Below are 22,470 nucleotides of genomic sequence, written 5' to 3'. Positions count from 1 at the left end.
CGCGTAGAAACGATGCTTCCTCAGACGGTCCCGTTACTGCTCACCGACTTGCTCGTCGCAGAACACAGGCGCTGGGGGCGCTCGCCCATCTATCGAACGAATCAGCTTGTTAGGTTTGAGACGGCCAAATTCAAGGGTTTTACTGTATAGACGGGGTTAGAAGCGCACGAAGCGCCAGCAAATACAAAGCCGCCCTGTCAGTCGTTGTCTGTCGCGAGTGTCAGCGAAACCACTGTGCCGCCCTGGTCGGTGGAGTCGATCTGGAGTGGCCCACCGTTTTTCAGACTCACCCACTGTGCGAGCCACAGTCCCATACCGCTACCATGTTCGAGTGGCGCCTCCACCGTGTCCTCGATAACTCGCGCTTCGTGTTCCGGAAGGCCCGGACCGTCGTCCACCACCTCTACCAGAGTCCGACCAGTGTCCTGTGTGCGAACGCGGATTTCTACCGTCGGACTGGGTTGGTCGTTGTGAGCGATAGCGTTCTCGACGAGTTCGAGAAGTCCAATTCTGAGTTCGTTGGATGGTGCCAGCACTGTCGTGTCGAGTGGTCCCTGGATACTGATTTCAGCGTCTGGGTTTGCCTGCGTGACTTCTTCCTGTACTGCCTCTATCGTCGGTCGCAGTTCCGTGCCCTGAGTCCGGTCATAGGATGTACCTGAATCGGCCAGTATGAGAAAGTGGTCGACTTTCTCAGTGACATTGTATAGTCGATTGGTGACTTGCCGTATGGTCTTAGACATGTCCGAAACATTCGATTCCGAGAGATCCGAGAGGTCCTCCGCGAGTCGTTTAGCCTCCACAAGTCGGGCATGCAGATCCGATGTGCGGGGAGAATCAACGTCTCTGGTCTCTACTTCCCCGTCAAGCGTCTCCAGCACATCTTGCAGTGCCCTTAGTCTATCGCTGTCAGGGAGTGTCGAGAGATGCTCGTCTAGCATCTCTGCCTGCCCCAGCAATGTGGTGACTCTGTTTCGAAGGTTGTGCCGCAGCATCCGCGTCGCCACGCTCAACTGCTGTTGCTGTCTATGCTCGTCGGTTGTGTCAACTGCAGCCTGCATGACACCCTTGATGTTGCCCTCGCTGTCACGCATGGGCTCGGCCCGGATATTGTATATCCTGTCACCTGTCGGTTTCTGGAATGTCACTTTACGAGTGACTGGTTCACCAGTCTCCAAGACGGCCTTCTTCAGTTCTAACGTCGGCTCGGCAATGTCGGGCGGAAAGAGTTCGTCATCCCGTTTTCCCAGCGCCTCTGGGTCGGAGATACTGTTGGGCCCCTGATCATTAACCCATGTGTGCCTGAGGTCAGTGTCGACCCGAGCGGCGGTGATATCGGCAAGTTTTAGAACGAGATTCAAGTGCTGTTTCGTCTTTCGCAGTTCCGCCGTGGAATCTACACTCTCCTCTTGGTTTTTATCCATCCTAGTACTTATTTGTTATAAAAAAAACTAGGAATCAATGCATAAATGGTTTTTGTTCATTGACTGTCAGAATCGGAATTGGCCAGCGGCACGATGACCACCACATCTATCACGTCGTGCCCAACAGAGAAAATGAAGTTAGAGGCGACAAATCGCAATATAACGGGTTGATAATGGGGGGGGGCGTGCCACGGACGATTGAATCAGCCGTCATACAGCTCGACAGCGAGTTTTCCCACATCAATGCCCATCTCGAACTAAGACCGAATGCCCGGAAGCCGGACTCATAGTGATCGCAGCCGTGGTGGTCGGTGTCGACAGATTGTTGGATACGCTGGGTGGCGATACGACACAACCGGCCTCACGGAGGGCGTGGCGCGTCCTGAGCTTCGGTCGAGACACCAAATGGGCGATCAAATCGACTAATAGATACGCTACATCTTGCCGTCGCGCTCCTCCCAATTGCTGAATAAGCCATGTCAGTGTGTGCGAGATGGAACTCACCACCTCAGGTGGCGAATTCCTTCAGTTCGTTACAGCCGGCAGTGCGGGCAAATGAATGCTGAAGACTGCATACACAGTGCAAGTCTCTCAAGGCTTTTGAAGAGACGACAGGTCGAGAACAATTGGGTCACTCCGGAGTTTGTCGATTCGGATAATCGCCTACCGTATCGCCAGAAGACGCCAGAAGGTAGCCACCGAATGCGGGTAACCAGATGATGATAGGATAGACGACCCAGCGTTCGATTCCACCCGGTCCGAGTGGCTCAACTGGACTGGGGCCACCGACGAGCAATCCGTAGACGAAGACACTGACAAGAACCAGCAGAGAGATACCGCCGAAGAGGCCACAGAGGAACGAGAACGGTCTGGAAACGACCTGAGAAGAGAGAACGACGGTGATACCGCCGCTAAAGAAGGTGAGAAGAGCAAATATCCCGTGCCACGGTGTCACATTCCCTGGAAAAACGCCGACGCCGAACGCAGCGAACCCAAATACTGCGAGTGCGAGTGGGAACCCACGTCGGTCCATCGTCCGGTAGAGAAAGTATGCCGAGAGGAGTACCATCGCCCCCGTTACCAGCATCGTTGTGTTGAAGATTGTCGCAGACGGTTCGTGAATCACGGGGTTCGGTGGGCGGGTCGATCCCAGATCACTGATGTCCTGTCTTGTCGAATAGTTTGGGTAGAGGACCTCAGCGGTAATTATCCCCATGAAGCCAATGAACCCGGCCAACGTCAGACTAAATCCTGCCCCCGACGATTCGGAAAATCCGAGTCGAGACAGGAGACGGTCACTATTCGTCATTATTCGTCTGAACTTCTCCCAATATGTGTGAAATGGTTGACTTTTTTACCCCTTGGTGCTGACTTCGCGCGCTTCATTAGGCCGGACCCTTGCCAGACGCGAGACTGCTCCCAGAGACAGTGAGGTCCCCCACACGAGCGGTGCCAATGGCCCTATTGGTGCTTAGTTTTCTCGCCGTGTTCTATGTAGATGTACGCAAATCACCAGACGATACTACTCCAATTCAGGACCGTTCAATGATTGAACGGAAAGGAACTACATTGCGTTCATCAGCAGAACCAGCCCACCGCTGTCGGGCGGTTAGAACCGCGAAATCCGATACGGGCGCTGAGGGATTTTCACCCGACTGCGAGACTCGCTCTCGCTCGTCTCGTGTGGTTCAAATCCTTCAGTTTACCGTGGCAGCCGCTCGCGAATTTGCTCGCGGCAGAACACGGGCGCTGAGGGATTTGAACCCCCGACGGTTTGGTCCGAAGCCAAGCACTCTGTCCAAGCTGAGCTAAGCGCCCTACGTACAATGGTATGATGGTGTTATGGTTTAAACCAACCGGTTCCGCCGCGCGATAGTACCGCAGTCAGGGGATTACTCTGAAACCGCTTCAGCTGTGTCGCTATCAGTGTCTGTGGCGACTTCGGCCACGATCGCGTCCGTATCGACACCCCGTTCTTCGGCGAGTGCCTCGATGAGCGCGCGCTGTTCGGCCAGTTCCTGCTCCATTCCATCGACGCGAGTATTCGTCTCGTCGACAGTGCTCCGTAGGTCCTCGAGCTGTGTCTTCAGCTCGTTGACCTTCTTGTAGAGATCCTCGGCGATGTCGGCGACCTTCTGTATCTTTTTCGCGGTGGAGCCCAGTCCCATGGCCTCGGCTACGGCGAGCCGACATTTCCTCGTTTCGCTCGAACGTCGCTGTTAAGACGCCGCCGGACCGAGCGACGATATGGACGACTTGCGGCTCGCTCCGACTGTCGGCATCGTCGGGTGCGTTCTGTATCTCCTTGTACTTGCGGTCCCGTACGGCCTCGTCGAAACGGCGAGTGCCGTCGGGGCGTACTACAGTTCGGGGGCGCTCTCCCCGCTGCTGCCAGGCGTATTCGCGCTTGTTTGCATTATTGTGCTGGCGGCCGGCCGCGAGGGGCGGTCGGATCCGAGTGTCGCGGCGGGCGCGAGCATCGGCATGGGCGTATTCATCGTCGCCCTCAGTGTCCTCTGGGCGGTCACCGTCCCCGAGAGTCTCGTGCTGGGACTGACTGAGTCGACGCTGATGGAGCACCACCGCTGGGGCGTCGTCATCGCGGGCCTCCTCATCCCGCTCGGTGGGACATGGTTCGCGCGGGCGCTGGACCTGCTGTAGGCCGGTCTGTCCACCGGCGCGTCGTCCAGCGGTCTGTGGGCGCATCCGAAAGGCCCTTATGGGGCGGCGGCGGACTTTCAGATGGACTAGGTCGGGGGGCTAGGCCCCCCTCCTTGCCCGCACTGTGGTCTTGAGCGGGGACCGAACACCGGGGGCGTCCGGTCTGACGGACGTGGACCCCGTGAGCTAACGTGGAAGCCTCGTCCCACGGGGACGGCGGTCCGCGTGGTCGCACCTGCAGGGGTGCGCCCACGTGGTTAAACGATGGCACTCCGCCAGGCACGGAAGTGAGCAGCGGACCATCGAACACCCGTCGCTCGTGGGGTCGCGGGGTGGAGGAGGCAAACGGGATTACCCGCGTCCGAACGCCGGGCCATCCTGGCTGTCCGTTCCATTCATACCTACAGTCACTACCCGTGAACAGTCGTACTGGACGCGTTTTTGCGGAGGTCTCTCAGTACATTGTGCGCGAAGGCCGGTATTTAGATGTAAATAGGGCATTTTATCCATAAAATCCGATATAGCAGATATATCTCACCATATATCAAGAATATATGGACAAATATAGGGATATAGAATAGTAATTCGCCTACTTATCCGTATATTTGTATAAAAGGGGCTGCTTTTCAGCCTGTCGTCGTCAATATCTGGAGTGCTTAACTGATTTCGTCCATCCGACGGCTATCGGTCGCGACACTTGAGACTACGGCGACTCGCCGGCGCTGTCGTCGGCATTCCACGCCTGTAATTCTTTCCGGCGGATCTTCCCGCTTGTCGTCTGTGGCAGCGCATCAGCGAACTCGATCTCGCGGGGGTATTCGTACTCGGCAAGGTGCTCTCTGACGATAGATCGGATTTCTGACCGGAGCGTCTCGTGGGCCGGCGCATCCGCCGATGCTTCCACGTACGCTTTGATGATTTCGCCCCGGGTGTCGTCCGGGACACCGATGACGCCCGCCTGAACTGCGTCGGGGTGTTCGAGAATCGCGCTCTCGACCTCCATCGGCCCGACGCGGTAGCCACTGGTGATGATAACGTCGTCCTTGCGCGACTTGAACCAGACGTAGCCGTCGGCGTCCTGTCGTGCCAAGTCGCCGGTAACGAACCAGCCGTCGACCTCTTTGGCCGCCGTCTTCTCCGGCATGTTCCAGTACTCGTCGAAGAACACCGAGCGGTCGTGCGGTCGCACCGCTATCTCGCCGAGTTCGCCGGTCGAGAGCGGCGCAGCAACGCCGCGGTCGGCGGCGTCGGGGTCCAGAATCGCCAGGTCATACCCCGGTAACGGCTTGCCCATGCTGCTGGGCTGTGTGTCGAACCAGTTCGAGTTGTTGGCGACAACGAGATTCAGTTCTGTCTGACCGTAAAACTCGTTGATGGTGACCGAGTCGAACGTCTCCGCCACCCAGTCGACGATTTCCGGGGTCAACGACTCGCCGCCGACGGCAAACGTCTCGATGGCGAGGTCGTACGTCGTTGTCGGGTCCTCGATATCCATCAGCATTCGGAGGGCGGTGGCCGGCATGAACGACCGGGTGATATCGAACTCGGTCAGCAGGTCAAACGCCGCCTCGGCCTCGAACCCTGAGGCGGGATAGCCGACGATGGTTCCACCGTGATGCCACGTCGCAAAGAGTGTCCCGCCGAGGGCCGCGCCCCAGGCCCAGTCCGCGGGCGTCCAGACTGTCGCGTCCGGTCCCAGCCCTTGGTCGAAAAAGTTGTACGCGGCTGCGGCTCGTCCGAGCCACAGTGCGTGTGAGTGCCGGACACCTTTCGGCGGCCCCGTCGACCCGCTCGTGTACAGTATCGCCGTGTCAGTGTCCGGCGTGGAGTCGTAGGGTTCGATGTCGGTGTTTTCCGGCGCAGCAAGCATATCGCCGAAGGCGTGGACATCGCCAGCCGGTGCGTCAGTTTCGATTTCGAGGACGTGTTCTAGCGTCGGACAGTCCTCGCGTATCGCGTCGATATCATCGCGCACGACCGGGTCGATAACGGCGACGGTCGCGCCAGCGTCGTCCAGCCGGTACTGGAGCGCGTCCGTCCCGAACAGGACCGTCAACGGCACCGAGACGGCCCCGAGCTTCCAGTTCGCCAGGTGCGTTATTGGGTTCTGTGGCTTTTGTGGCACGACGACGCCGACCCGGTCACCGGCCTCGACGCCGAGACTGGCCAACCCCGCCGCGAGTCTGTCCGATAGCTCGTCCAGTTCGCGGAAGGTGTACTGCTCGCGCTGTCCGTCAGGATACGCCTGTTCGAGCGCCACCCTGTCGGGGTCCTCGTGTTTTTGCAGAAAATCGACCGCCGGATTGTACGACGACGGAAGGTCCCAGCTGAACTGCTCGTGGGCCTCGTCGTACCCCTCGGAGTCCGGCATCACTGTCCAGACCATGGCATACCGGTCGTCTGGGTGGCTGTTGCGTCTTTCGGTCGAACCACCGTCGCCACACCCGAGCCGGCAGAACTTTCCGTCTTCCCCTCCCGACTTCACCGTGGACTCTACCGACATTCGGGACGAGTGGGCCGAGCGGTCCGGCGAATACTCTCCCGCGTATTATGCCTACTATGGAGCGGACGAGACGAGTGAGCTGGTGCAGTCAATACTCGCAGAGCATGTCGAGCAGGACGCGGCTGTGCTGGAGGTTGGCTGCAGCTCCGGGCGGCACCTCGCTGCACTAGCTGAAGCTGGCTACTCGGATTTGACCGGCGTCGATATCAACGGCGATGCGTTAGATGTCCTTGCTGAGACGTACCCCGACCTCGCAGCCACCGGCTCGTTTCACGCCATGGCTATCGAGGAGTTCGTCACAGATGTCGCGGACGACACGTACGATGTCGTTTTTTCCGTCGAAACACTGCAGCATCTCCACCCAGATGTCGACTGGGCGTTCGAAGAACTGGCACGGATCGTAGATGACCTGCTGATTACCGTCGAGAACGAAGGTGGCGACCCGGGTGAAGTAAACTACGTCGATGACAACGTCCCGCTGTATTACCGGGACTGGAATGCGGTGTTCACAGACTGTGGACTTACCGAGGCCGATTCAATAGACGGAAAGCGGGATACTGTCCGCATCTTTCAGGTACCTGAGTAGGCCGTAGTGAAAGTAGGTTTGTATAGGGCGCTATTGAGGTGGGAAACTGATATAGATACATATATGCTCGAAGTTGAGTGGCAAAAATCTGAATGTGGCGGTAAACATGCAGGTGGTGCTTTGAAAGCTCATGTGCAAATTTAGAGGTGTCTGTGGCTCATTAGAAATGCATATTGAACGGATGGTGACAGAGCGGAGTCTCGTTGATATTATATTGACATTAGTCCGATAATTGTGTATCAGATAGGAACTGAACTACTGAACGGCGGTGTTACACGGAACCGTCCTAGTATCATCACCCTCCGTTGTAGAAGTGGGCTTGGGAGCGGTGAGTATGTGTCTCACGACACGCTCACTGGGATACCAGAATAACGTCTGTACGCCTGTCATTCGTAGTGTTCCGTATTGCTGAACGGCAGCTCGCCTGATTGGGAATGGGTTGCCGGTCGACGGTAGTGCTTTCGCGACAGGCAAGAAGCATACCGTTGCCAGCACAAGATTCATGTATTGTTGCAGTTTGCAACTCTGTATGAGGTACTACCAGCTACGTGACGGGAACTCACAGCGGTTAGCGGTCGAAACTGGGGACGGTGTGTACGATTTGAGCAGCGTCAAACCGCAGCTTCGAACGCTCCGTGACCTCCTCAAATCGGCCTCGATTGCGGATACCGCACCGGACGAACTCAGCGCCCGCCACCTCGATGCCGCTGAGGCAGTGTCCGAACAACGACTCGAAGCCACTGCTACCGATCCCGTCACTGCCGACGAAGTCTGGGCCGCTGGCGTCACGTACCAGATCAGTGAAGAAGCGCGGACAGAGGAAAGCGGCACGCCGGAGATGTACCTTGACGTGTACGATGCGGAGCGGCCGGAGATCTTTTTCAAATCGACGCCCACTCGGACTGTCGGCCCCGACGAAGCGGTCGGCATCCGAGCCGACTCAGACTGGGACGTGCCCGAGCCAGAGCTTGCAATCGTTCTCTACGAGGGCGACATCGTCGGCTACACTGTCGGCAACGACATGAGCAGTCGGTCTATCGAGGGAGAAAACCCGCTGTACCTCCCCCAGGCCAAGGTGTACGACCGCTGTTGTTCGGTTGGCCCAGCCGTCGTCACGGACATCGAAGACCCGCACTCGCTGGCACTTTCGATGTCGATTCACCGCGATGGTGACCGTGTCTACTACGGAGAGACCAACACCAGCGAGATGAAACGCACCTGTGAGGAACTCGTCTCGTACTACACCGCGCACAACGCAGTCCCCGAGCTGTCAGTGCTACTTACCGGGACCTCGCTCGTTCCCGACGACGATTTTACGCTGCAAGAGGGAGATCAAGTCAGCATCAACATTGAGTCCATCGGAACACTGAACAATTCAGTTACAGTCGTGTGAAAGGCTATCGGACCGGGGCGGTCTGGTAACCGCTTCGCAGAGGGTTTCACACTGTGATACCGTGCTCGGCTCTCGACTGGTTTCGATTGCGTGCCTGTGTGTCGGTCTGGCGGGGATTTGCGCCGACGGAATTATTACAGCCCTCCATCTGAATGCACGCTCCACGGATATGTCTACCTGCGACAATCGATCAGGGCGTACGTGTCAGTTTGCGGTGATTTGCTATCGATATGCCGTGAGAAAACCAGTGTGCCGCCGAAGCCGCCGCTCTGTCCCAGATGTTTGAACAACTGTTTAGTACGAGGGGATACATGGCCGAGTATGGCAAAAACCGCTCGAAACCCAGTCAAATCCGCCGAGACGACGTTCGAGGTGCTTGACGCACTGAAAGATCTCGACGGAGCCGGTGTCACCGAACTGGCCCAGCACCTTGACATCCCAAAGAGTACCGTTCACAACTACCTGAGCACGCTGGAACAGGAAGAATACGTTGTCAACAGAGACGGTGTGTACGAGGTTGGGCTTCGGTTCCTAGAGCTGGGAGCGTACGCCCGCCACCGGCAGAAACTGTTCGAGATTGCAAAGCCAGAGGTCGACCGGCTGGCCGAAGAAACCGGCGAACTCGCGAATATTCTCGTCGAAGAACACGGCCGCGGGTCGTACCTGTACCGTGCTCGGGGAGACAAAGCCGTGCAGGTCAAAGCCCACGTCGGAACACGCGTTCCGCTTCATACGACAGCGCTGGGAAAAGCGATTCTCGCACACATGCCGACCGAACGGGTTGATGCGATCGTCGACCGCCACGGACTCGGCGGGGAGGCCAGCAAGTCGATCAGTAGCAGAGCGGCACTGGAGCAAGAGCTAGCGGACGTCCGAGAGCGCGGCGTCGCCTTCGATGATGAAGAGCGTCTCGAAGGACTCCGCTGTGTCGCTGCCCCGGTGCTCAACCACGATACCGAAATTATCGGTGCGATCAGCGTTTCGGGCCCGACAAATCGGTTCCGAGGCGATCGATTCCGCGAAGAATTCCCACAGAAAGTACTGGAAGTCGCCAACGTTATCGAGCTGAACGTTACCTATTCATAACAGCAATGTTCGGAAGCGGTGAACGGTATTACAGTCTTGTGGTAGTGATACCTGAACAGCCCATTTTCGACAGTAGCGCTGCATTCGGGCAGCGTTTGCAGCACGCATTGGATCCACGACGCGCATGAGTCCCTGCTTGCATTCGATAACCGCCAGTTCATAGCACTGACTGCTGAACGGTGTCCATACCCGATTCATGATGAGTGAACGGCTTTCCAACGCTATCTTACACTGTTCGGTACGAGATACGACCACGACTCCGACACGGTCCCAATCTCAATAATGGATGTACTACTGTTACTCCAGACGAGACACATCGATTATGCGTTTCCTATCACTGGCTGTGCTCGAAATAGTAGCAAAACCCACCGTCGCTATGGCTAATATATCCAAATGTCGATTTTATATACAGCTATGCCTAATATAGACCTAGTTCAGGCTCTGAAAAATCGATAGTGCAAAATCCGTCTGTAGATTTGGGTAAATAGAATTATACTTTGTCAATAATAAGGGGAGCATGAACTATCCGCGCATATATGTTGCTCAGGTAGGCACGCAACAGCAGCTATCGTTCCGGCAGTATCTCCCAAGAAATCAGGGGTGCACGGTTACGCGAGGAACTGGACGCCCAGAGCCAGCAGGAACAGTACCACGACCCCGATCGATGACAGTTCGAGCCACCGGGACCGCACGTCTGTGGACCTGATGCTTGCGACGAACAGCGTTCCGACGACGCCGACGACGACGACCAGTGCCAGATACACTGCGTTAAGCGCTGATGCCATATGATACCATTCCACAGCAGTACAGTAAACACTGGTGGTCGAATCGCCATCCCCACAACGGTAATGAGACCCAATCACATAGTCAGGGGCATGCGCCTCGAACTACGAATCTGTAAACACTGCTACGAGGGAGAGCATGGGAACGACCAAAAGACGGCGGTGACGCAGGACATGGTCGCCTGTGCCGAACAGGTCCGCGAGTACAAGGACCTCATTGGGCTCGATGCGCTCTATATTACGAAGGTGACGGAGGGCGACCCCGGCGGCGCGGAAGCACTGGATGTAATCGTCGCCAGCATCGAGGGCGACCAGGTCGCGCTCTCCGATACACAACTGGTCATGGAGGACGGCGACGGTAATATGCTCGTCTACCCGGAGCCAAAAGACATCCTGCAGGTCCTGACTCGGAACCTGAACCAGATTCAGGAACAGACCCGGCAGGACGTCGATGTCGAGCTGTCGCCGGAAGGACAGGCACTCATCGCGTAGCTGCAGGAAAAACGGCCCTCAGTCGGTTCAGTTTTCGCTGTCGTCTGATTCAGGCTGGCCGCCGTCGGTCTGGGGTTCGCCACCGTCGGCCGCGGCCGGCCGCTCGTCTCGTTCTAGCTGTTGTTCCCAGCGGATGCGCAGGACGTTCCCGTACATCGACAGCACGAGCCCGACACCGAGGACGACCATGCCGAGGTTGATACCGATAGTCAACAGAATGCTCGACGGACCGCCGCCAATGGCGAGTTCGCGGGGCACCGGGTACCCCTCGTCGAAGATGCTCCCAATGAGCACGGAAACGATGCCGATGACGGTCATCGCGCCGAAGATCGTCGAGACAGTCCGCCAGGATGGGGACAGCGAGAGGCGTTCGATCCCCGTGGTGTCCGGCTCCTCGTCGTCGTCACCGTGGTGTTCGGGCACCATGCTTCGGGGAATGAACGCCTTCGTCTCGACGGGGTAGAAGGCAGGGTGCATCCCGTGCTCGAAGATGTGGAACATGACCCCCATCAGCATGATGACGCCCAGCAGGCCGTGGAATGTGACGAAGGCCATCGCGGCCGCCTTGGTCTGGAACATCGCGGCGAGGCCGGTCTTGCTCCAGATGAGCAGCCCCGATATCGCCAGCAGGGTCAGCTCGATGGAGAAGATGAACACGACGCCCTTGCCGATGTAGGACAGTAGCGGGACCTCGTCGGCCTTGTAGCCGGCGAACTGCCGCGCGCTCGGGTGTCGTTCGTCGGCTCGACCGAGCACGAACTGGATATCCTGAATGAACGCGTCGACGTCGTCTTTCGCCGGGAGGATTTTCGAGAAGTTGCTCCGGCCGGTCGAGGAGATAAGCTGGAGCGTAATCCAGAAGATGACGAGTGCAACCAGCCCGATGCCGGTGATGCGGTGGATCGCCGTCACACCTGAGGCCCCGCCCATCAGCGTCAGCATCCACCACAGTTCGTCGTTGAACATGATGGCGTAGCCGGTGAAAAACAGGAGGAACACGTCCAGCCCCAGCAGCGAGTGGAACAGGGTCGTCACGCGCGTGAACTTCCCGTGGTCGAGATTGCTCATGCGCCGTCACCTCCCTGTCCGTCGCCGCGGGCCGGCGAACCACCGTCGGCCGCGACGGCCTCGCTGGTATCCTCACCCGGTTCGCGCATCTTGCCTGCCAGACGCTGGAACGCCGCCCAGTGGATGAACACCATCACGAGAATGAACGCGCCGAGGATGACGTCGGCCGCGTGGATGAGCGCGATGAGGAAATCGAGCGCGGGGATGGTGTTGCCGAACACCCAGTCCGCGCCGATACCGCCGCCCTCGACGCTCGGGTTGACCCGGTACAGCGATTCATAGCCGAGTCTGAATCCCTGTGCCCAGAACAGCGCCAGCGCCGCGACAGCGAGGCCGACGACCGCGCTGACGAGCACCGAAACGCGGCTGTAGCCGTTCACCTCCGGGAGGTCTTCTGTGTTCGTCATTGGAACTCACTGGCGTCCTCGCCAAAGATGATGTCCATAGCCACGTCGTTGAAGAACGTGCCGCTGTCCCTGTTGTCCAGTTCGTCCGATATCTGGGCCGGCGTCCCGACCAGGATGGCGTCGGTGGCACACTCCTCGGCGCAGGCCGGCCCCTTGCCGACATCCTGACGTTCCTCGCACATGGTACACTTGTCCATGTTGCCACCGCTGCCGACGAGGTTGGCGACTCCTTCGTCCTCGCTGGGGAACTGCGGTGCGCCGAAGGGACACGCTGAGAGGCAGTACTGACACCCGATACAGAGGTCGTCCCGGACCCGTACGAAGCCATTCTCCTTCGAAATGAGCGAGTCGGTCGGACACACCGAGACGCACGGCGCGTTCGAACAGTGATAGCACTGCATCGGGACTGCTGTCTCGCCGGGTGACTCACCTTGGCCTATCGCCTGGCCGCTGCTGGCGTTGAGCCCCGATGCGGCTTCCTGGCCTTCGAGCATCGTCGCGATACTGATTCGCTGTTCGTCCCGTGGGACGTCCCACGTACGCTTACAGGAGACAACACAGCCACCACAGTCGATACACGCCTCAACATCCGGGAAGATGCGCGCATCCTCGCCGGTACTCATCACGCCGTCGTGCATCACTTCATTGCCTGTTGACATACTAGCTCACCTCATTGCACCGTCGAGTTGTCGCGGACATCGAAGTCCTTCTGCGTCCCGACGTCGTTCACGTCCTGCGGGAAGTCAAAGTCGAGGTCCACGTCAATATTGTACCGGTCCAGTACCTCCGGCGTCGCCGGGTTGACCGCGACCATCGATACTTTCGTCTCCTGCATCTGGGTTTCAACGTCGTAGCCGCGAGACGTGATGGCGTTCGCTGAGTCCCCGATAGCGTAGGGAACGTGCCCGTCAGGGTACTTGTCCTCCAGACTCTCGCCTTTGAACACGCCGCCCCAGTGGTACGGCAGGAACACTTCTCGGTCGTTCGGCCGGTCCGTCACGCGGGCTTTCACCAGCACGGAACCGCGGTCCGTCGAGGAGATGACGACGAGGTCGCCGCCGTCAATGCCGAGTTCTTCCGCCTTGTTCGGCGTTATCTCAGCGTACATATGCGGCTGGAGGTCGGCGGTGTGGATGTTGTTCCGCGTCTCCGCACCACCGCCCTGATGTTCGACCTGCCGACCGCTGGTCATGATCGTGTCCAGATCTGGCCCGTCGTCCTGATTGTGGATGATGTCCGTCGCCTGTTCCTGTTCGACGAGGTTGTTCTGGTCGAGTCGGTAGAAGTTCCGCTGCTGGCCGTTCGCCGGCCACTCGTTCAGCAGTTCCGTGTCCGGCCCCTCGATGGGTTCGCGGTGCACCGGCACCTTATCGAGGAAGCTCCAGACGACGGCGCGTGCCCGGCCGCGCCCGGTCGGCGCGTCGGGCTGTTTGAAGTCGTACTGCTCGTAGAATTCGGGGTCGACGCCTTCCCCGATCATCGTTTCGAGATACTCGTCGAACACTGCGCTCCCGGTGTCGGGGTTGTTCAGCGCCTGCGCGGCGGTGTACACCGACTCCTGATTGTCGAGTGCGTACTGTTGCGGGATGGTGAGTTCGTCCGGCTGGACCTCCTGATTCGGATCGATGAGGCTCTGTGGCGGCGTCACCTTCCAGCCAGGGTACTCCGGGATGCCGTGGATCATGCCGTCCGCAGCCGTGTCGTCGTCGTCGGCCCATGCGGGGTTGTACGGTGCCCGGGTCAGATCGAGCGCTTCCTCCTGACTCTCGTAGCGGTCGCCGACAGCGTCGAGCGTCTCCTGCATCGGGTAGTCGTCGTCTGTCGGCATATCGGCCCAGTCTTCAGGCGTGGGTGCCGAGACGCCCCAGCGGGTCCGGAAGTCCTGGCCCCCGTTGTTGGGGTCCAGATCGTCGTTCCAGATAATCGGCGTCCCCGGATGGTCTTCGCCCCAGCAGGGCCAGGGGAGCATCCAGTATTCGCCCGCGACAGGCGTTCCTTCGGCTCCTTTGAGGTCCTCGTTGGAGAACGCGTAGTCGTACTCCAGATGTTGCTGGAGCCGTTCGGGCGTCTGCCGGTAGCCGATGGTGTTCGTCCCGAGGTTGAACTCGCGGACGACGCCCTCGTATGAGGACTTGCCATTGTATAGCTCCGAGCCCGCGCCCCAGTCGAAGTGTTCGCCAAAGCCTAGATAGCCAGCCAGTTCCTGCATGATCTGGAGGTCCGGCTTGGAGTTGTGTGCCGGCGAGCGGACCGGTTCGGACCACTGGACCGACCGGTTCGTGTTGGTCAGCGACCGGTAGTGCTCGTACTGGCTAGACGCCGGCAACAGCAGTACCGGCGGTCCGTCCTCGTAATCCGGCAGGACGCTCGCGACGGAGGGGAACACGTCGACGACGACCAGCAGGTCGAGGTTCTCCATCCCCTCTTTCATCTGCTCCATCTCGCTGATAGAGTTCGCCGAGTGCCCCCAGAAGACCGCGATTTTCGTCTGGTCGGGCTGGTAGATCGGTGTTTCCTGATACCGGTCTTCCTGATCAAGCGCCGATTCGAACCAGCGGGCCACGGTCAGCCCGTTCTGGAACATCATCGAGTTCTCCGCCGGGTTGTTCGGCCCGTGGGCGGTGTTCGGCGGCAGCGAATCCGCGTCCTCACTCCCTTCGTAGGTCGGGCTCTGGCGGACGTACTTCTCCGGCGACATCAGCTCGAACCGGTTGTACATATCCGCAAACGACGTGTCGCCGCTGGTCTCGGGCGTCCGGTCCCAGATTTCAGCCCACCACGACCAGCCACCCGGTGACAGACCGTAATACCCCGGCAGGATGTGGCTAGCGACCGCAAGGTCGGTCGCTCCCTGAACGTTCGCGTGTCCGCGCATGACCTGCAGCCCGCCACCGCTCCGGGCCGCACTCCCGGAGGCGAGGCTCGCCACCGCGTACGAGCGGATGTTCTGGGTCCCGTTGTTGTGCTGTGTCCCGCCCATCGCCCACTCGATCTGGACGTGTGGTCGGGCCTCGTCGATCATGTCGGCGATGCGCTCGATGTCCTCGGCGGACACCCACGTGATTTCCTCGACCGTCTCCTTGTCGTACTCGTCGAGTTCCGCGTCGACGTCTTCCCAGCCCTGGACGCGGTCAGTGAGCATATTCTGCCCAGTTTCGTCCGCGTCGGGGTCCATCGCGAGCCCGTGCTTGTCACGGAGCTCTTTGATGATCCCCATCATCAGAGCCACGTCGGTGCCCGGACGGAACCGCATGAACTCGTCGGCGTGAGCCGATGTCTTCGTGAACCGCGGGTCCAGATTGAGGATGGTTCCGCCCCGTTTCTGCCCTTCGAGAATGTGCTGCATCGCGATGGGGTGTGCTTCAGCCGGGTTCTGGCCGATGATGATGTTCAGGTCGAAGTTCCGGTAGTCCTGAACGGTGTTTGTCATCGCGCCGTAGCCCCAAGTGTTTGCCAGTCCCGTGACTGTCGTAGAGTGACAGATACGGGCTTGGTGGTCGATGTTGTTCGTACCCATAAACGCCGCCAGCTTCCTGATGGCGTAGGCCTCCTCATTGGAGTGATGGGCGCTGCCGAGCAACATCACGCTCTCGCGACTGTGCTCCGCGTCGACGTCGACAGCCTCGTCCGGAGAGGTGTCGTCGTCGGGCCACAGGGCCCGGATGTCTGTCGCCAGACGGTCGTACGTTTCGTTCCACCCGAGTTTGCGCCACTCCCCGTCCTCCTGTATCATCGGGTGTTTGAGACGCTTCTCGGAGTGTTCGGTCTCGTATATGCCGGCCCCTTTCGAGCAGAGCGACCCGGCATTTATTGGGTGTTCATGCCACGGCTCCATGCCGACGAAGGAATTACCCTCCCGCTCACCACGGAAGCCACAGCCCACCGAGCAGTAGTTGCAGATCGTCTTGGTCAGTTCGGTGTCCGTATCTGTCCCGTCCGTTTCCTCGCCGTCCTCCTGAAGTGCCCGACCAGCGCCGCTGACGCCAAGGGCGACCCCGCCCGCGAGGGCGCTCGCCTTCATGAACGAGCGCCGGTCGAGATCCAGTGAGACTGGTTCCTGTTGTGTACTCATGGTGACTGGTGCCCACCCATCACCGATGCTGTCCGTGTTTGCCACGCAATCTGGTTTGTCATTGTCTATCTAGCCGTTGCACAAATTTAATGCCCTCCATGATAAAATGTGTCATAGTTAGCCATTATAGTTCATGAAATTTTCTGGCCTCCCCAGTATTTAGGGTTGAATTCATGAATAGATGTGTGAACACTCCGCAAGGTCTATTACCGGGACAGGATTTTGCATGATTAATGAATACAGGCGCCTTTGTGTGTTCCTGTGGGGGATCGTGTGACATCGACCTCGAAGCGGTTCGGGACGGTGTCGACGATGTCGATGTTGTCGCCAGTTCCGAACTGCTCTGTCAGGACGGCTTGGCGGGGATGTCACAGGTCATCGAGGAGTACGATCTCGATCAGGTCATCGCGACGACGCCGGAACCGTCGTGTCAGGACCGCATCCGCGGGCTTGCCGACGAACACGACCTTCATCCCGAGGCATCGGTGTTCGTCGACCACCGGGAAACCAGCGCCTGGGTCCACGACGAGGCAGCGGCCACCGACAAGACGGCCCGTCTCATCAACGCGAAACAGGCCGGCCTCCGTGAGGAAGCGCCGTCGCGAACGGTGTCGAAAGACGCTGGGAACCGCGTCGCTATCGTGGGCGACCCCGGCGCGGCGCGGTCACTGACCGACGATGCCGACGTGTTGTTCATCGCGGACGGGCGGGATTTCGCCGACGTTGACGGGCTCGGTGACGTGACGATGGAACGCGGGCGCGTCGTCGACATCGAGGGCTCCTACGGCGAGTACGAGCTCACGTTAGAGGCCCGCGTCACCGACGACTGTATCGACTGCATGGACTGTGTGCGCGAGGGGCCGGATGGGATGGTGACGGAGTTCCCCGTTGATATCCATCCGGACGCGCCCGACGGCGAGTGGACGAACACCTGCCCGACCGACGCCATCGATCTGGACGGCGTTACCCGTACTGTCGAAGTCGACCAGGTCATCTACCCCGGCGGCCGCGACGACGCTCGCGGCGGCCGGCTGGGCTTCTACACCGGGCCGGTCGACGCCGGAACCATCGCCGCAGTCGAATCGCAACTGGGCGGCATCGAGAAACCACAGTTCCTCGACCTCGAGATGGATGTCTGTGCGGCCGGGGCATCCAGTCAGGAGGGATGTACGGCCTGCGTCGACGCCTGCCCTCACGGCGCGGTCGACCGACCGACTATCGACTCCGTGGAGTTCGATGAGGTGGCCTGCGAGAACTGCGGGGCCTGTACGAGTTCCTGTCCGACGGGCGCGACACAGCTCCGCGAGCCCTCGAACCGACGGCTCGCCCGCGAAGTCGAGGCGTTGTTGGAAGACGATTCCGACGAGGGCTTGCTCTCGCGGGGCGACAGCGCAGGTATCGACACCCAGGTCATCGCGTTCGTCTGTTCGGAGTACGCGATGGACCGCCTGCGGGCGCACGGACGCAAGGCCGTGCAGTCAGGCGACCTCGACTACCCGCCTATCCTTCCGGTTTCGGTCAACTGCACGGACACGGTCGGCGAGGCACATGTCATGCACGCGCTTGCGGCCGGTGCGGACGGCGTCGCCGTCGTCGGCTGTGGCGACTCGTGTCTGCACTCCGGCCCGGATCCCAAGCAAGAGCTAGTCGACCGGCTCAATCAGGCGACAACCGACCTTGGGCTCGGTGACCGGGTCGGCTTCTTTGCGCCCGAGGCCGGCAACCCCGAGGCGTTTGTCGAGTCGCTGTCCGGGTTCGTCGAGTTCGGGCTCGACGAGACACCGATTCCGGCCGGCGGCTACGAGGCGACCGGCCGCAGCGACGCCGACCGGGAGGACCCTCGCCCAAACCCCGATTTCGACAGCCACGGCTGGACCTTGGAGAGTGTTCGAGCTATTCTCGACCACGTCGAGCCCGAACGCGAGGTGATTCGCGGGCTGAAGGACTTCGGGGTTATGGATGTCAACGACGCGTGTACGCTGACGCCGACCTGTACGAACCTCTGTCCGACCGACGCCATCCAGCGGACCGGTGAGGGCGAACTGGCGTTCAACCACGCGGACTGCGTCAACTGCGGCCTCTGTGAGGAGGGCTGCCCGGAAACGGCGATTACGATGCACGACGGACTGGACCTCTCCCTGCTTCCCGAGAACAGGGGCGGCGAGGCTTGGGTGACCGTCCACGAGGGCGATATGCTGGAATGTGTCCGCTGTGGCAAGCCCTTCACCAGCGTCGCCTCCGCCGACAAGATTGAGGAGGAGGTCGGCGATCAGGTCGAGGGTCTGGCTCCCGATGCCGACCACTCCGTCTTCGAGTACTGTAGCGACTGCCGGAGTCGTCTGCTGTTCGACCAGGGGGAGAAACGATGAACGACGCGGCCGTCTACGAGGCCCGCCTCGAACTGGTGGATTTCGTTATCGACGTGTTCTGGGACGTGCCCGAGGAAGCGTTCGTCGAGCGGCTGTTGAGCGGCGAGGTGCAACTGCCGGAAGAGTCCATCAACGACCAGCTCGACGAGGGCTTCGAGATGCTTGCGTCGTGGATCGACGAGAACGCCGACCAGTCGGTTTCGGCGGTGCAGGACACCCTCGAACGGGAGTACACGGACCTGCTTGTCGGCCCGCGACCGCCGGTGTTGCCCCACGAGACGAATTACCGCGGAGACACGGAATTCATCGGGGAAGGGCTCGCCGAGGTCGATGCCAGCTACGCCGCGGCGGGTTGGGCACCCCCCGAGAACTACCCCGAAGAGGACGACTTCATCGCCGTCGAAATGGCGTTCCTGCGGTATCTCATCGAGCGCCAGCGAGAGGGCGACGAGGAGACCGTCGGCTACGAGCGGGTGTTCATTGAGCAACACCTCAGCGAGTGGGTTGTCGAATTCGCCGACGAGATGCGCGACGAGGCCGATGACGGACTGTTCCTCGCAGCGGCGCTCATCTGTGAAGGGCTCGTCCGCTTCGAGGACGAAATCGTCGCCCAGATCGGCTAGCAGGGTGGCTACCGGATTCGGAGCACGAGCCCGACGCTTGCGATGAGCCCGACAGCCATCAGAACCTTCACCGCGGGCAGCAGGAACGCCATCGCCTGTTCCATGAGAAAGAGCGACCGCCAGGTGTTGACCGACTGTGCGATGACCGCGACCGCTCCCGCGCCCGCGACCAGTACGCAGAGAAGCGTGACCGAGGCGGCCGCGACGACCCCGAATGGGTTCGCACGCAATCGCTCACGCATCGGGGACCACCCGCCGACCGACGACGAGGACCACGAACAGCGGGACGAGGACGACCAGCAGGCGGCTGACGAACAGCCCGATGTAACTGATAGTCGATTCGAGGTGAATCTGCCAGTGCCAACTTCCCTTGAGCTCGGCGATGAGGCCGATCGTGCCGACGACAAGCAGTGACAACGCCAGCAGCGTAGCGAGGGTGTAGACCAGAATTCGGAGATAACCGAGAAGTGACGCGGCAGTCAGCCGGGAGTTCGATTGTTCGGTGGCCATCAGGTACCGTCCCCAGCCCAGTGCTGCTGATAGATATCGTACGTGATGACAGCGAGGACGACCAGCCCGACACCGAGGACTGCCGCACCCATATCGGGTGGAAACGGGAGGTTAAGTCCCGATTCCGAGTGCATGAGTGTAGTTAACATGAAGTGAGGTACGGACTGGCAAGTAAAAAACCGTTGTGACCTGTTCTCATGAGACAAAGTTTTTCTCCGCGTAGCCCTACCCTGTGATAGTATACCATGACTTCGCGCCGTGGGCTGCTACTTCGGCTCTCCGCACTCACCGGAGCGGCCGGTCTCAGCGGCTGTTCATCCCTGCTAGCCAGGCAAGCGGAGTCGCCGACGGGTGACCTCGACCCGAACCCGCGGGCCGACGACCTCCCGATACGGCAACACGCCTGGAACGAGCGCCTTCGGAGCGACGGCGCTGGCAACGACCTGTTGCCACGTCATTTCCGACTGTTCATGCTCGACCTTGATGCCGCCCCGTCGGATTCTGCCGCGGAGACCGTCGAGCTAGCGATGCGGACGCTGGAGGACGCCTACGAGTTCAACAGTGCAGGGCTCCTGCATATGCTCGGCTGGGGGACGAGTTATTTCGACACCTACGGGTCGCTCGATTCGTCCCCGATACGCAGCCCGCGGGTCCTCTCCCGGACCGACGACCCCGACTTGCAGTCTTTCGACGCGATGCTCGTCCTTGCGAGCGACGTTCCGTCGAACCTCGCCGCCGCCGAGTCGGCGATGTTCGACACGCGGCCGAGGCTTGCGGATGCGGAGGTGCAGGGTCGACTCGGCGACGTGTTCTCTGTCGCAGACCGCCGCGGCGGGTTCGTCGGCGAAGGGCTTCCAGCGGCCCACGCCGACGCAGAAGGCGTCCCCGCCGATATCCCCGAAGAGTCACATATGTTCTCTGGCTTTTTTGCCGGCCGGGCCGGCACGCAGGCCAGCGAGGACCGCGTCACCATCGACGACGGCCCCTACGCCGGCGGGACGACAATACACCTCTCACGAATCAACGAGGCCTTCGACAACTGGTGGGAGCTGGCCCAGTCAGACCGCGTCAAGCGACTGTTCTCGGCGGAGTTCTCTCCGGCGGACATCGACAGAGGGAGCCTCCCCTTCGCCGAGATGGTCCGCGAGCACGCGAGCAGCGAGGGAACGGTCGGCCACTTCGAGAAAGTGGCCCGCGCCCGCAAGGATGGGGAGCCGCTTCTCCTCCGGCGCGACTTCAACACGATTGACGGCGGCCAAGCCGGGATTCACTTCCTCTCGCTCCAAGAACGCCCGCGTGATTTCGAGGAAGTCCGGGACGCGATGAACGGCTGGTGGCTCCGGGAAGAACACGAAGAACTCCGGGACCGGCAGAACAACGGCCTGCTGGAATTTATCGAAGTCGCGTCACGCTCGAACTTCTACGTCCCGCCGCGTGACAGACGGGCCTTTCCGGCCCCATAGCTGTCGCTCGCGTGCAGGGTGGGCCACGAAAATAGGACAAGACCTGCCGCCGATAGCGGTTCACTCCTCGTCGCCGTCCGATGTCGTGTCGTTCTGGTTCACGTCACCCGGCCAGACGCCGTGGTCCCAGACCTCGAAGTCGTTGAATGTCTCTGTCGCGCCCTTGGGTTTCCACTCGCTTTTTTCGTGTGCCATTGTGTATCATCTGTCTCAGTGGTCGGGCTTAAGCTTTGGTGCCGTCACTCAGACGGCGTTCCCGGCGGTTTCTGCTCGTCCGTAACTTCATCAAGGAACGCGTTGGCGTAGAGGTCGACGTGCATCTTCAGGACCGCGCTCTCGTCGATGCCACTCTCTTCGGCCTGTCGACGGAGCAACGCGGCCAGTTCGGCTGTTGGTTCGTACCGTACCTCGCGACCGTCGACCTCAAACGCCACGTCGTGGGACTGTGAGACGAGGTGCTCGACCTCCAGTAACGCCTGCTCGACTTTCGTCTCCATCGCCTCGTCAATGTCCTCTAATCGCCGGTCAGCCCACTCCTCGGCGGCCGCATACAGTCGGTCACTCACCTCGAAGGCGAGCGTCAAAAGGACACCCCCTCACCCTCGAACTCGGGCGTCCACAGCGTCGTCTCCTCACACACTGGACAGTCCTGTCGGCGCGGCTGTCCCTCGAACGCCGAGAGGTCTATCATCTGGCCGCATTCCTCGCAACTGTAGTAGGTCATTCTTCGGATGGCGGCCACGACTGTGGGGCCGGGTCCGACTCGGTTATCTCGGAGTACAGGACCACGAGCGCTCCGAGCACGATGGTCAACACCAGCACCCCGGCGATGCCGCCCAGCGCGTTCTGGCCGACATACGTTGCTGTGCCGGTCGCGAGGTCGATGGTCGACAGTACTTCGAACAGCGTCAGTAACAGCCAGACGAAGGCACCCAGTACCACGAACGTGAGTATCTTCGACTGTCGGACCGCGGTTCGGAGTGTCATTGTCGTTCGTGTATGACAATGACCAGCAAGCATTATAAATATAC

At 60.1% G+C, this 22,470-nt stretch carries 24 protein-coding genes, 1 tRNA gene and 1 other RNA gene; 9 read left to right on the top strand and 17 right to left on the bottom strand.

Annotated elements, in window-relative coordinates; translation table 11 throughout:
* Positions 1–197 precede the first annotated feature (197 nt).
* The 4 genes from G9C82_RS16560 to G9C82_RS16545 all read right to left on the bottom strand — a co-directional run bounded on the left by G9C82_RS16560 (position 198) and on the right by G9C82_RS16545 (position 3,592).
* On the bottom strand, positions 198–1,424 hold the full coding sequence (locus G9C82_RS16560) for a sensor histidine kinase (protein WP_004956890.1): 1,227 nt from the start codon (positions 1,422–1,424) through the stop codon (positions 198–200).
* A gap of 631 nt (positions 1,425–2,055) precedes the next feature.
* Entirely contained in the window at positions 2,056–2,733 is a 678-nt protein-coding gene (locus G9C82_RS16555; protein ID WP_011223570.1) for a DUF998 domain-containing protein, read from the bottom strand.
* Positions 2,734–3,167: 434 nt separating this feature from the next.
* Positions 3,168–3,242, bottom strand: a tRNA-Arg gene (locus G9C82_RS16550).
* Between the two features lie 74 nt (positions 3,243–3,316).
* Positions 3,317–3,592, bottom strand: a complete 276-nt coding sequence (locus G9C82_RS16545) for a DUF5798 family protein (protein WP_007187739.1) — start codon at positions 3,590–3,592, stop codon at positions 3,317–3,319.
* Positions 3,593–3,671: 79 nt separating this feature from the next.
* Between G9C82_RS16545 and G9C82_RS16540 the strand changes: the two genes are divergently transcribed.
* Together G9C82_RS16540 and ffs are read left to right on the top strand one after the other, a co-directional pair.
* Positions 3,672–4,085 (top strand): hypothetical protein, encoded by a 414-nt coding sequence (locus G9C82_RS16540; protein ID WP_004956883.1) that lies wholly within the window; start codon positions 3,672–3,674, stop codon positions 4,083–4,085.
* Positions 4,086–4,164: 79 nt separating this feature from the next.
* An RNA gene (gene ffs / locus G9C82_RS16535) (signal recognition particle sRNA) lies at positions 4,165–4,477 on the top strand.
* A gap of 311 nt (positions 4,478–4,788) precedes the next feature.
* Here ffs and G9C82_RS16530 read toward each other — a convergent pair.
* Complete coding sequence (locus tag G9C82_RS16530) at positions 4,789–6,471, bottom strand: acyl-CoA synthetase (RefSeq protein ID WP_127014701.1); 1,683 nt, start codon at positions 6,469–6,471, stop codon at positions 4,789–4,791.
* A 100-nt stretch (positions 6,472–6,571) separates the two neighbouring features.
* Here G9C82_RS16530 and G9C82_RS16525 point away from each other — a divergent pair, with 100 nt between their 5' ends.
* The 3 genes from G9C82_RS16525 to G9C82_RS16515 all read left to right on the top strand — a co-directional run bounded on the left by G9C82_RS16525 (position 6,572) and on the right by G9C82_RS16515 (position 9,653).
* Positions 6,572–7,174 (top strand): bifunctional 2-polyprenyl-6-hydroxyphenol methylase/3-demethylubiquinol 3-O-methyltransferase UbiG, encoded by a 603-nt coding sequence (locus tag G9C82_RS16525; RefSeq protein ID WP_127014700.1) that lies wholly within the window; start codon positions 6,572–6,574, stop codon positions 7,172–7,174.
* 529 nt (positions 7,175–7,703) lie between these two features.
* Positions 7,704–8,567 carry a fumarylacetoacetate hydrolase family protein gene (locus G9C82_RS16520; protein WP_127014699.1) on the top strand — a complete coding sequence of 288 codons (864 nt, stop codon included), beginning with the start codon at positions 7,704–7,706 and terminating at the stop codon, positions 8,565–8,567.
* Positions 8,568–8,888: 321 nt separating this feature from the next.
* Entirely contained in the window at positions 8,889–9,653 is a 765-nt protein-coding gene (locus G9C82_RS16515) for an IclR family transcriptional regulator (RefSeq protein ID WP_007187735.1), read from the top strand.
* A gap of 608 nt (positions 9,654–10,261) precedes the next feature.
* Here the strand turns inward: G9C82_RS16515 and G9C82_RS16510 are convergent.
* On the bottom strand, positions 10,262–10,438 hold the full coding sequence (locus G9C82_RS16510; protein WP_004956869.1) for a hypothetical protein: 177 nt from the start codon (positions 10,436–10,438) through the stop codon (positions 10,262–10,264).
* A 90-nt stretch (positions 10,439–10,528) separates the two neighbouring features.
* Between G9C82_RS16510 and G9C82_RS16505 the strand changes: the two genes are divergently transcribed.
* Positions 10,529–10,927 carry a hypothetical protein gene (locus G9C82_RS16505; RefSeq protein ID WP_004956867.1) on the top strand — a complete coding sequence of 133 codons (399 nt, stop codon included), beginning with the start codon at positions 10,529–10,531 and terminating at the stop codon, positions 10,925–10,927.
* A gap of 27 nt (positions 10,928–10,954) precedes the next feature.
* Here G9C82_RS16505 and G9C82_RS16500 read toward each other — a convergent pair whose 3' ends face one another.
* The 4 genes from G9C82_RS16500 to G9C82_RS16485 are packed head-to-tail and all read right to left on the bottom strand — an operon-like array spanning position 10,955 to position 16,474.
* A complete protein-coding gene (locus tag G9C82_RS16500; RefSeq protein WP_004956864.1) occupies positions 10,955–11,995 on the bottom strand; it encodes a cytochrome b/b6 domain-containing protein in 1,041 nt (346 codons plus the stop codon).
* Positions 11,992–12,402, bottom strand: a complete 411-nt coding sequence (locus tag G9C82_RS16495; RefSeq protein WP_121303274.1) for a hypothetical protein — start codon at positions 12,400–12,402, stop codon at positions 11,992–11,994. The genes G9C82_RS16500 and G9C82_RS16495 overlap by 4 nt, the downstream gene beginning before the upstream one ends.
* Positions 12,399–13,061, bottom strand: coding sequence for a 4Fe-4S dicluster domain-containing protein (locus G9C82_RS16490; protein WP_049944150.1), 663 nt, complete (start codon positions 13,059–13,061; stop codon positions 12,399–12,401). The genes G9C82_RS16495 and G9C82_RS16490 overlap by 4 nt, the downstream gene beginning before the upstream one ends.
* Before the next feature lie 11 nt (positions 13,062–13,072).
* Positions 13,073–16,474 (bottom strand): formate dehydrogenase subunit alpha, encoded by a 3,402-nt coding sequence (locus tag G9C82_RS16485; protein WP_127014698.1) that lies wholly within the window; start codon positions 16,472–16,474, stop codon positions 13,073–13,075.
* Positions 16,475–16,707: 233 nt separating this feature from the next.
* Here G9C82_RS16485 and G9C82_RS16480 point away from each other — a divergent pair, with 233 nt between their 5' ends.
* Positions 16,708–18,843: a 4Fe-4S dicluster domain-containing protein gene (locus G9C82_RS16480; RefSeq protein WP_127014697.1), complete on the top strand. Its 2,136-nt coding sequence runs from the start codon at positions 16,708–16,710 to the stop codon at positions 18,841–18,843.
* Positions 18,840–19,466: a molecular chaperone gene (locus G9C82_RS16475; protein WP_004956850.1), complete on the top strand. Its 627-nt coding sequence runs from the start codon at positions 18,840–18,842 to the stop codon at positions 19,464–19,466. The genes G9C82_RS16480 and G9C82_RS16475 overlap by 4 nt, the downstream gene beginning before the upstream one ends.
* A gap of 8 nt (positions 19,467–19,474) precedes the next feature.
* Here the strand turns inward: G9C82_RS16475 and G9C82_RS16470 are convergent, their stop codons facing one another.
* The 3 genes from G9C82_RS16470 to G9C82_RS16460 are packed head-to-tail and all read right to left on the bottom strand — an operon-like array spanning position 19,475 to position 20,125.
* The gene (locus G9C82_RS16470) at positions 19,475–19,708 is read right to left on the bottom strand and encodes a hypothetical protein (RefSeq protein WP_004956847.1); all 234 of its coding nucleotides are present in this window, start codon (positions 19,706–19,708) and stop codon (positions 19,475–19,477) included.
* Complete coding sequence (locus G9C82_RS16465; protein ID WP_011223557.1) at positions 19,701–19,976, bottom strand: hypothetical protein; 276 nt, start codon at positions 19,974–19,976, stop codon at positions 19,701–19,703. The genes G9C82_RS16470 and G9C82_RS16465 overlap by 8 nt, the downstream gene beginning before the upstream one ends.
* The gene (locus tag G9C82_RS16460) at positions 19,976–20,125 is read right to left on the bottom strand and encodes a hypothetical protein (RefSeq protein WP_011223556.1); all 150 of its coding nucleotides are present in this window, start codon (positions 20,123–20,125) and stop codon (positions 19,976–19,978) included. Before G9C82_RS16460 ends, G9C82_RS16465 begins: the two co-directional genes overlap by 1 nt.
* A gap of 96 nt (positions 20,126–20,221) precedes the next feature.
* Between G9C82_RS16460 and G9C82_RS16455 the strand changes: the two genes are divergently transcribed.
* A complete protein-coding gene (locus G9C82_RS16455; protein ID WP_127014696.1) occupies positions 20,222–21,439 on the top strand; it encodes a hypothetical protein in 1,218 nt (405 codons plus the stop codon).
* Between the two features lie 60 nt (positions 21,440–21,499).
* Here the strand turns inward: G9C82_RS16455 and G9C82_RS20935 are convergent, their stop codons facing one another.
* From G9C82_RS20935 to G9C82_RS16440, 4 genes are read right to left on the bottom strand one after another with little or no spacing between them, the layout of a single operon-like run.
* Complete coding sequence (locus tag G9C82_RS20935) at positions 21,500–21,634, bottom strand: hypothetical protein (protein WP_007187729.1); 135 nt, start codon at positions 21,632–21,634, stop codon at positions 21,500–21,502.
* Positions 21,635–21,678: 44 nt separating this feature from the next.
* Positions 21,679–22,023 (bottom strand): hypothetical protein, encoded by a 345-nt coding sequence (locus G9C82_RS16450; protein ID WP_004956834.1) that lies wholly within the window; start codon positions 22,021–22,023, stop codon positions 21,679–21,681.
* Positions 22,020–22,163, bottom strand: coding sequence for a hypothetical protein (locus tag G9C82_RS16445; RefSeq protein WP_004516231.1), 144 nt, complete (start codon positions 22,161–22,163; stop codon positions 22,020–22,022). The genes G9C82_RS16450 and G9C82_RS16445 overlap by 4 nt, the downstream gene beginning before the upstream one ends.
* Positions 22,160–22,426, bottom strand: coding sequence for a hypothetical protein (locus G9C82_RS16440; RefSeq protein WP_004956823.1), 267 nt, complete (start codon positions 22,424–22,426; stop codon positions 22,160–22,162). The genes G9C82_RS16445 and G9C82_RS16440 overlap by 4 nt, the downstream gene beginning before the upstream one ends.
* Positions 22,427–22,470 lie beyond the last annotated feature (44 nt).

This window comes from Haloarcula sp. R1-2 (assembly GCF_011627385.1).
Taxonomy (GTDB): Archaea; Halobacteriota; Halobacteria; order Halobacteriales; family Haloarculaceae; genus Haloarcula; species Haloarcula marismortui.
Note: the sequence above shows the minus strand (reverse complement) of the source record. Positions and strands in the feature narration are given on the sequence as shown.

Excerpts from the sequence above, each read along its gene's own strand:
- G9C82_RS16505 (WP_004956867.1), top strand. The coding sequence starts at position 10,529 with ATGCGCCTCGAACTACGAATCTGTAAACACTGCTACGAGGGAGAGCAT.
- G9C82_RS20935 (WP_007187729.1), bottom strand. The coding sequence starts at position 21,634 with ATGGCACACGAAAAAAGCGAGTGGAAACCCAAGGGCGCGACAGAGACA.
- G9C82_RS16515 (WP_007187735.1), top strand. The coding sequence starts at position 8,889 with ATGGCAAAAACCGCTCGAAACCCAGTCAAATCCGCCGAGACGACGTTC.
- G9C82_RS16520 (WP_127014699.1), top strand. The coding sequence starts at position 7,704 with ATGAGGTACTACCAGCTACGTGACGGGAACTCACAGCGGTTAGCGGTC.
- G9C82_RS16440 (WP_004956823.1), bottom strand. The coding sequence starts at position 22,426 with ATGACACTCCGAACCGCGGTCCGACAGTCGAAGATACTCACGTTCGTG.
- G9C82_RS16485 (WP_127014698.1), bottom strand. The coding sequence starts at position 16,474 with ATGAGTACACAACAGGAACCAGTCTCACTGGATCTCGACCGGCGCTCG.
- G9C82_RS16545 (WP_007187739.1), bottom strand. The coding sequence starts at position 3,592 with ATGGGACTGGGCTCCACCGCGAAAAAGATACAGAAGGTCGCCGACATC.
- G9C82_RS16500 (WP_004956864.1), bottom strand. The coding sequence starts at position 11,995 with ATGAGCAATCTCGACCACGGGAAGTTCACGCGCGTGACGACCCTGTTC.
- G9C82_RS16540 (WP_004956883.1), top strand. The coding sequence starts at position 3,672 with ATGGACGACTTGCGGCTCGCTCCGACTGTCGGCATCGTCGGGTGCGTT.
- G9C82_RS16465 (WP_011223557.1), bottom strand. The coding sequence starts at position 19,976 with ATGGCCACCGAACAATCGAACTCCCGGCTGACTGCCGCGTCACTTCTC.
- G9C82_RS16560 (WP_004956890.1), bottom strand. The coding sequence starts at position 1,424 with ATGGATAAAAACCAAGAGGAGAGTGTAGATTCCACGGCGGAACTGCGA.
- G9C82_RS16470 (WP_004956847.1), bottom strand. The coding sequence starts at position 19,708 with ATGCGTGAGCGATTGCGTGCGAACCCATTCGGGGTCGTCGCGGCCGCC.
- G9C82_RS16480 (WP_127014697.1), top strand. The coding sequence starts at position 16,708 with ATGAATACAGGCGCCTTTGTGTGTTCCTGTGGGGGATCGTGTGACATC.
- G9C82_RS16475 (WP_004956850.1), top strand. The coding sequence starts at position 18,840 with ATGAACGACGCGGCCGTCTACGAGGCCCGCCTCGAACTGGTGGATTTC.
- G9C82_RS16530 (WP_127014701.1), bottom strand. The coding sequence starts at position 6,471 with ATGGTCTGGACAGTGATGCCGGACTCCGAGGGGTACGACGAGGCCCAC.
- G9C82_RS16460 (WP_011223556.1), bottom strand. The coding sequence starts at position 20,125 with ATGTTAACTACACTCATGCACTCGGAATCGGGACTTAACCTCCCGTTT.
- G9C82_RS16490 (WP_049944150.1), bottom strand. The coding sequence starts at position 13,061 with ATGTCAACAGGCAATGAAGTGATGCACGACGGCGTGATGAGTACCGGC.
- G9C82_RS16495 (WP_121303274.1), bottom strand. The coding sequence starts at position 12,402 with ATGACGAACACAGAAGACCTCCCGGAGGTGAACGGCTACAGCCGCGTT.
- G9C82_RS16455 (WP_127014696.1), top strand. The coding sequence starts at position 20,222 with ATGACTTCGCGCCGTGGGCTGCTACTTCGGCTCTCCGCACTCACCGGA.
- G9C82_RS16555 (WP_011223570.1), bottom strand. The coding sequence starts at position 2,733 with ATGACGAATAGTGACCGTCTCCTGTCTCGACTCGGATTTTCCGAATCG.
- G9C82_RS16445 (WP_004516231.1), bottom strand. The coding sequence starts at position 22,163 with ATGACCTACTACAGTTGCGAGGAATGCGGCCAGATGATAGACCTCTCG.
- G9C82_RS16510 (WP_004956869.1), bottom strand. The coding sequence starts at position 10,438 with ATGGCATCAGCGCTTAACGCAGTGTATCTGGCACTGGTCGTCGTCGTC.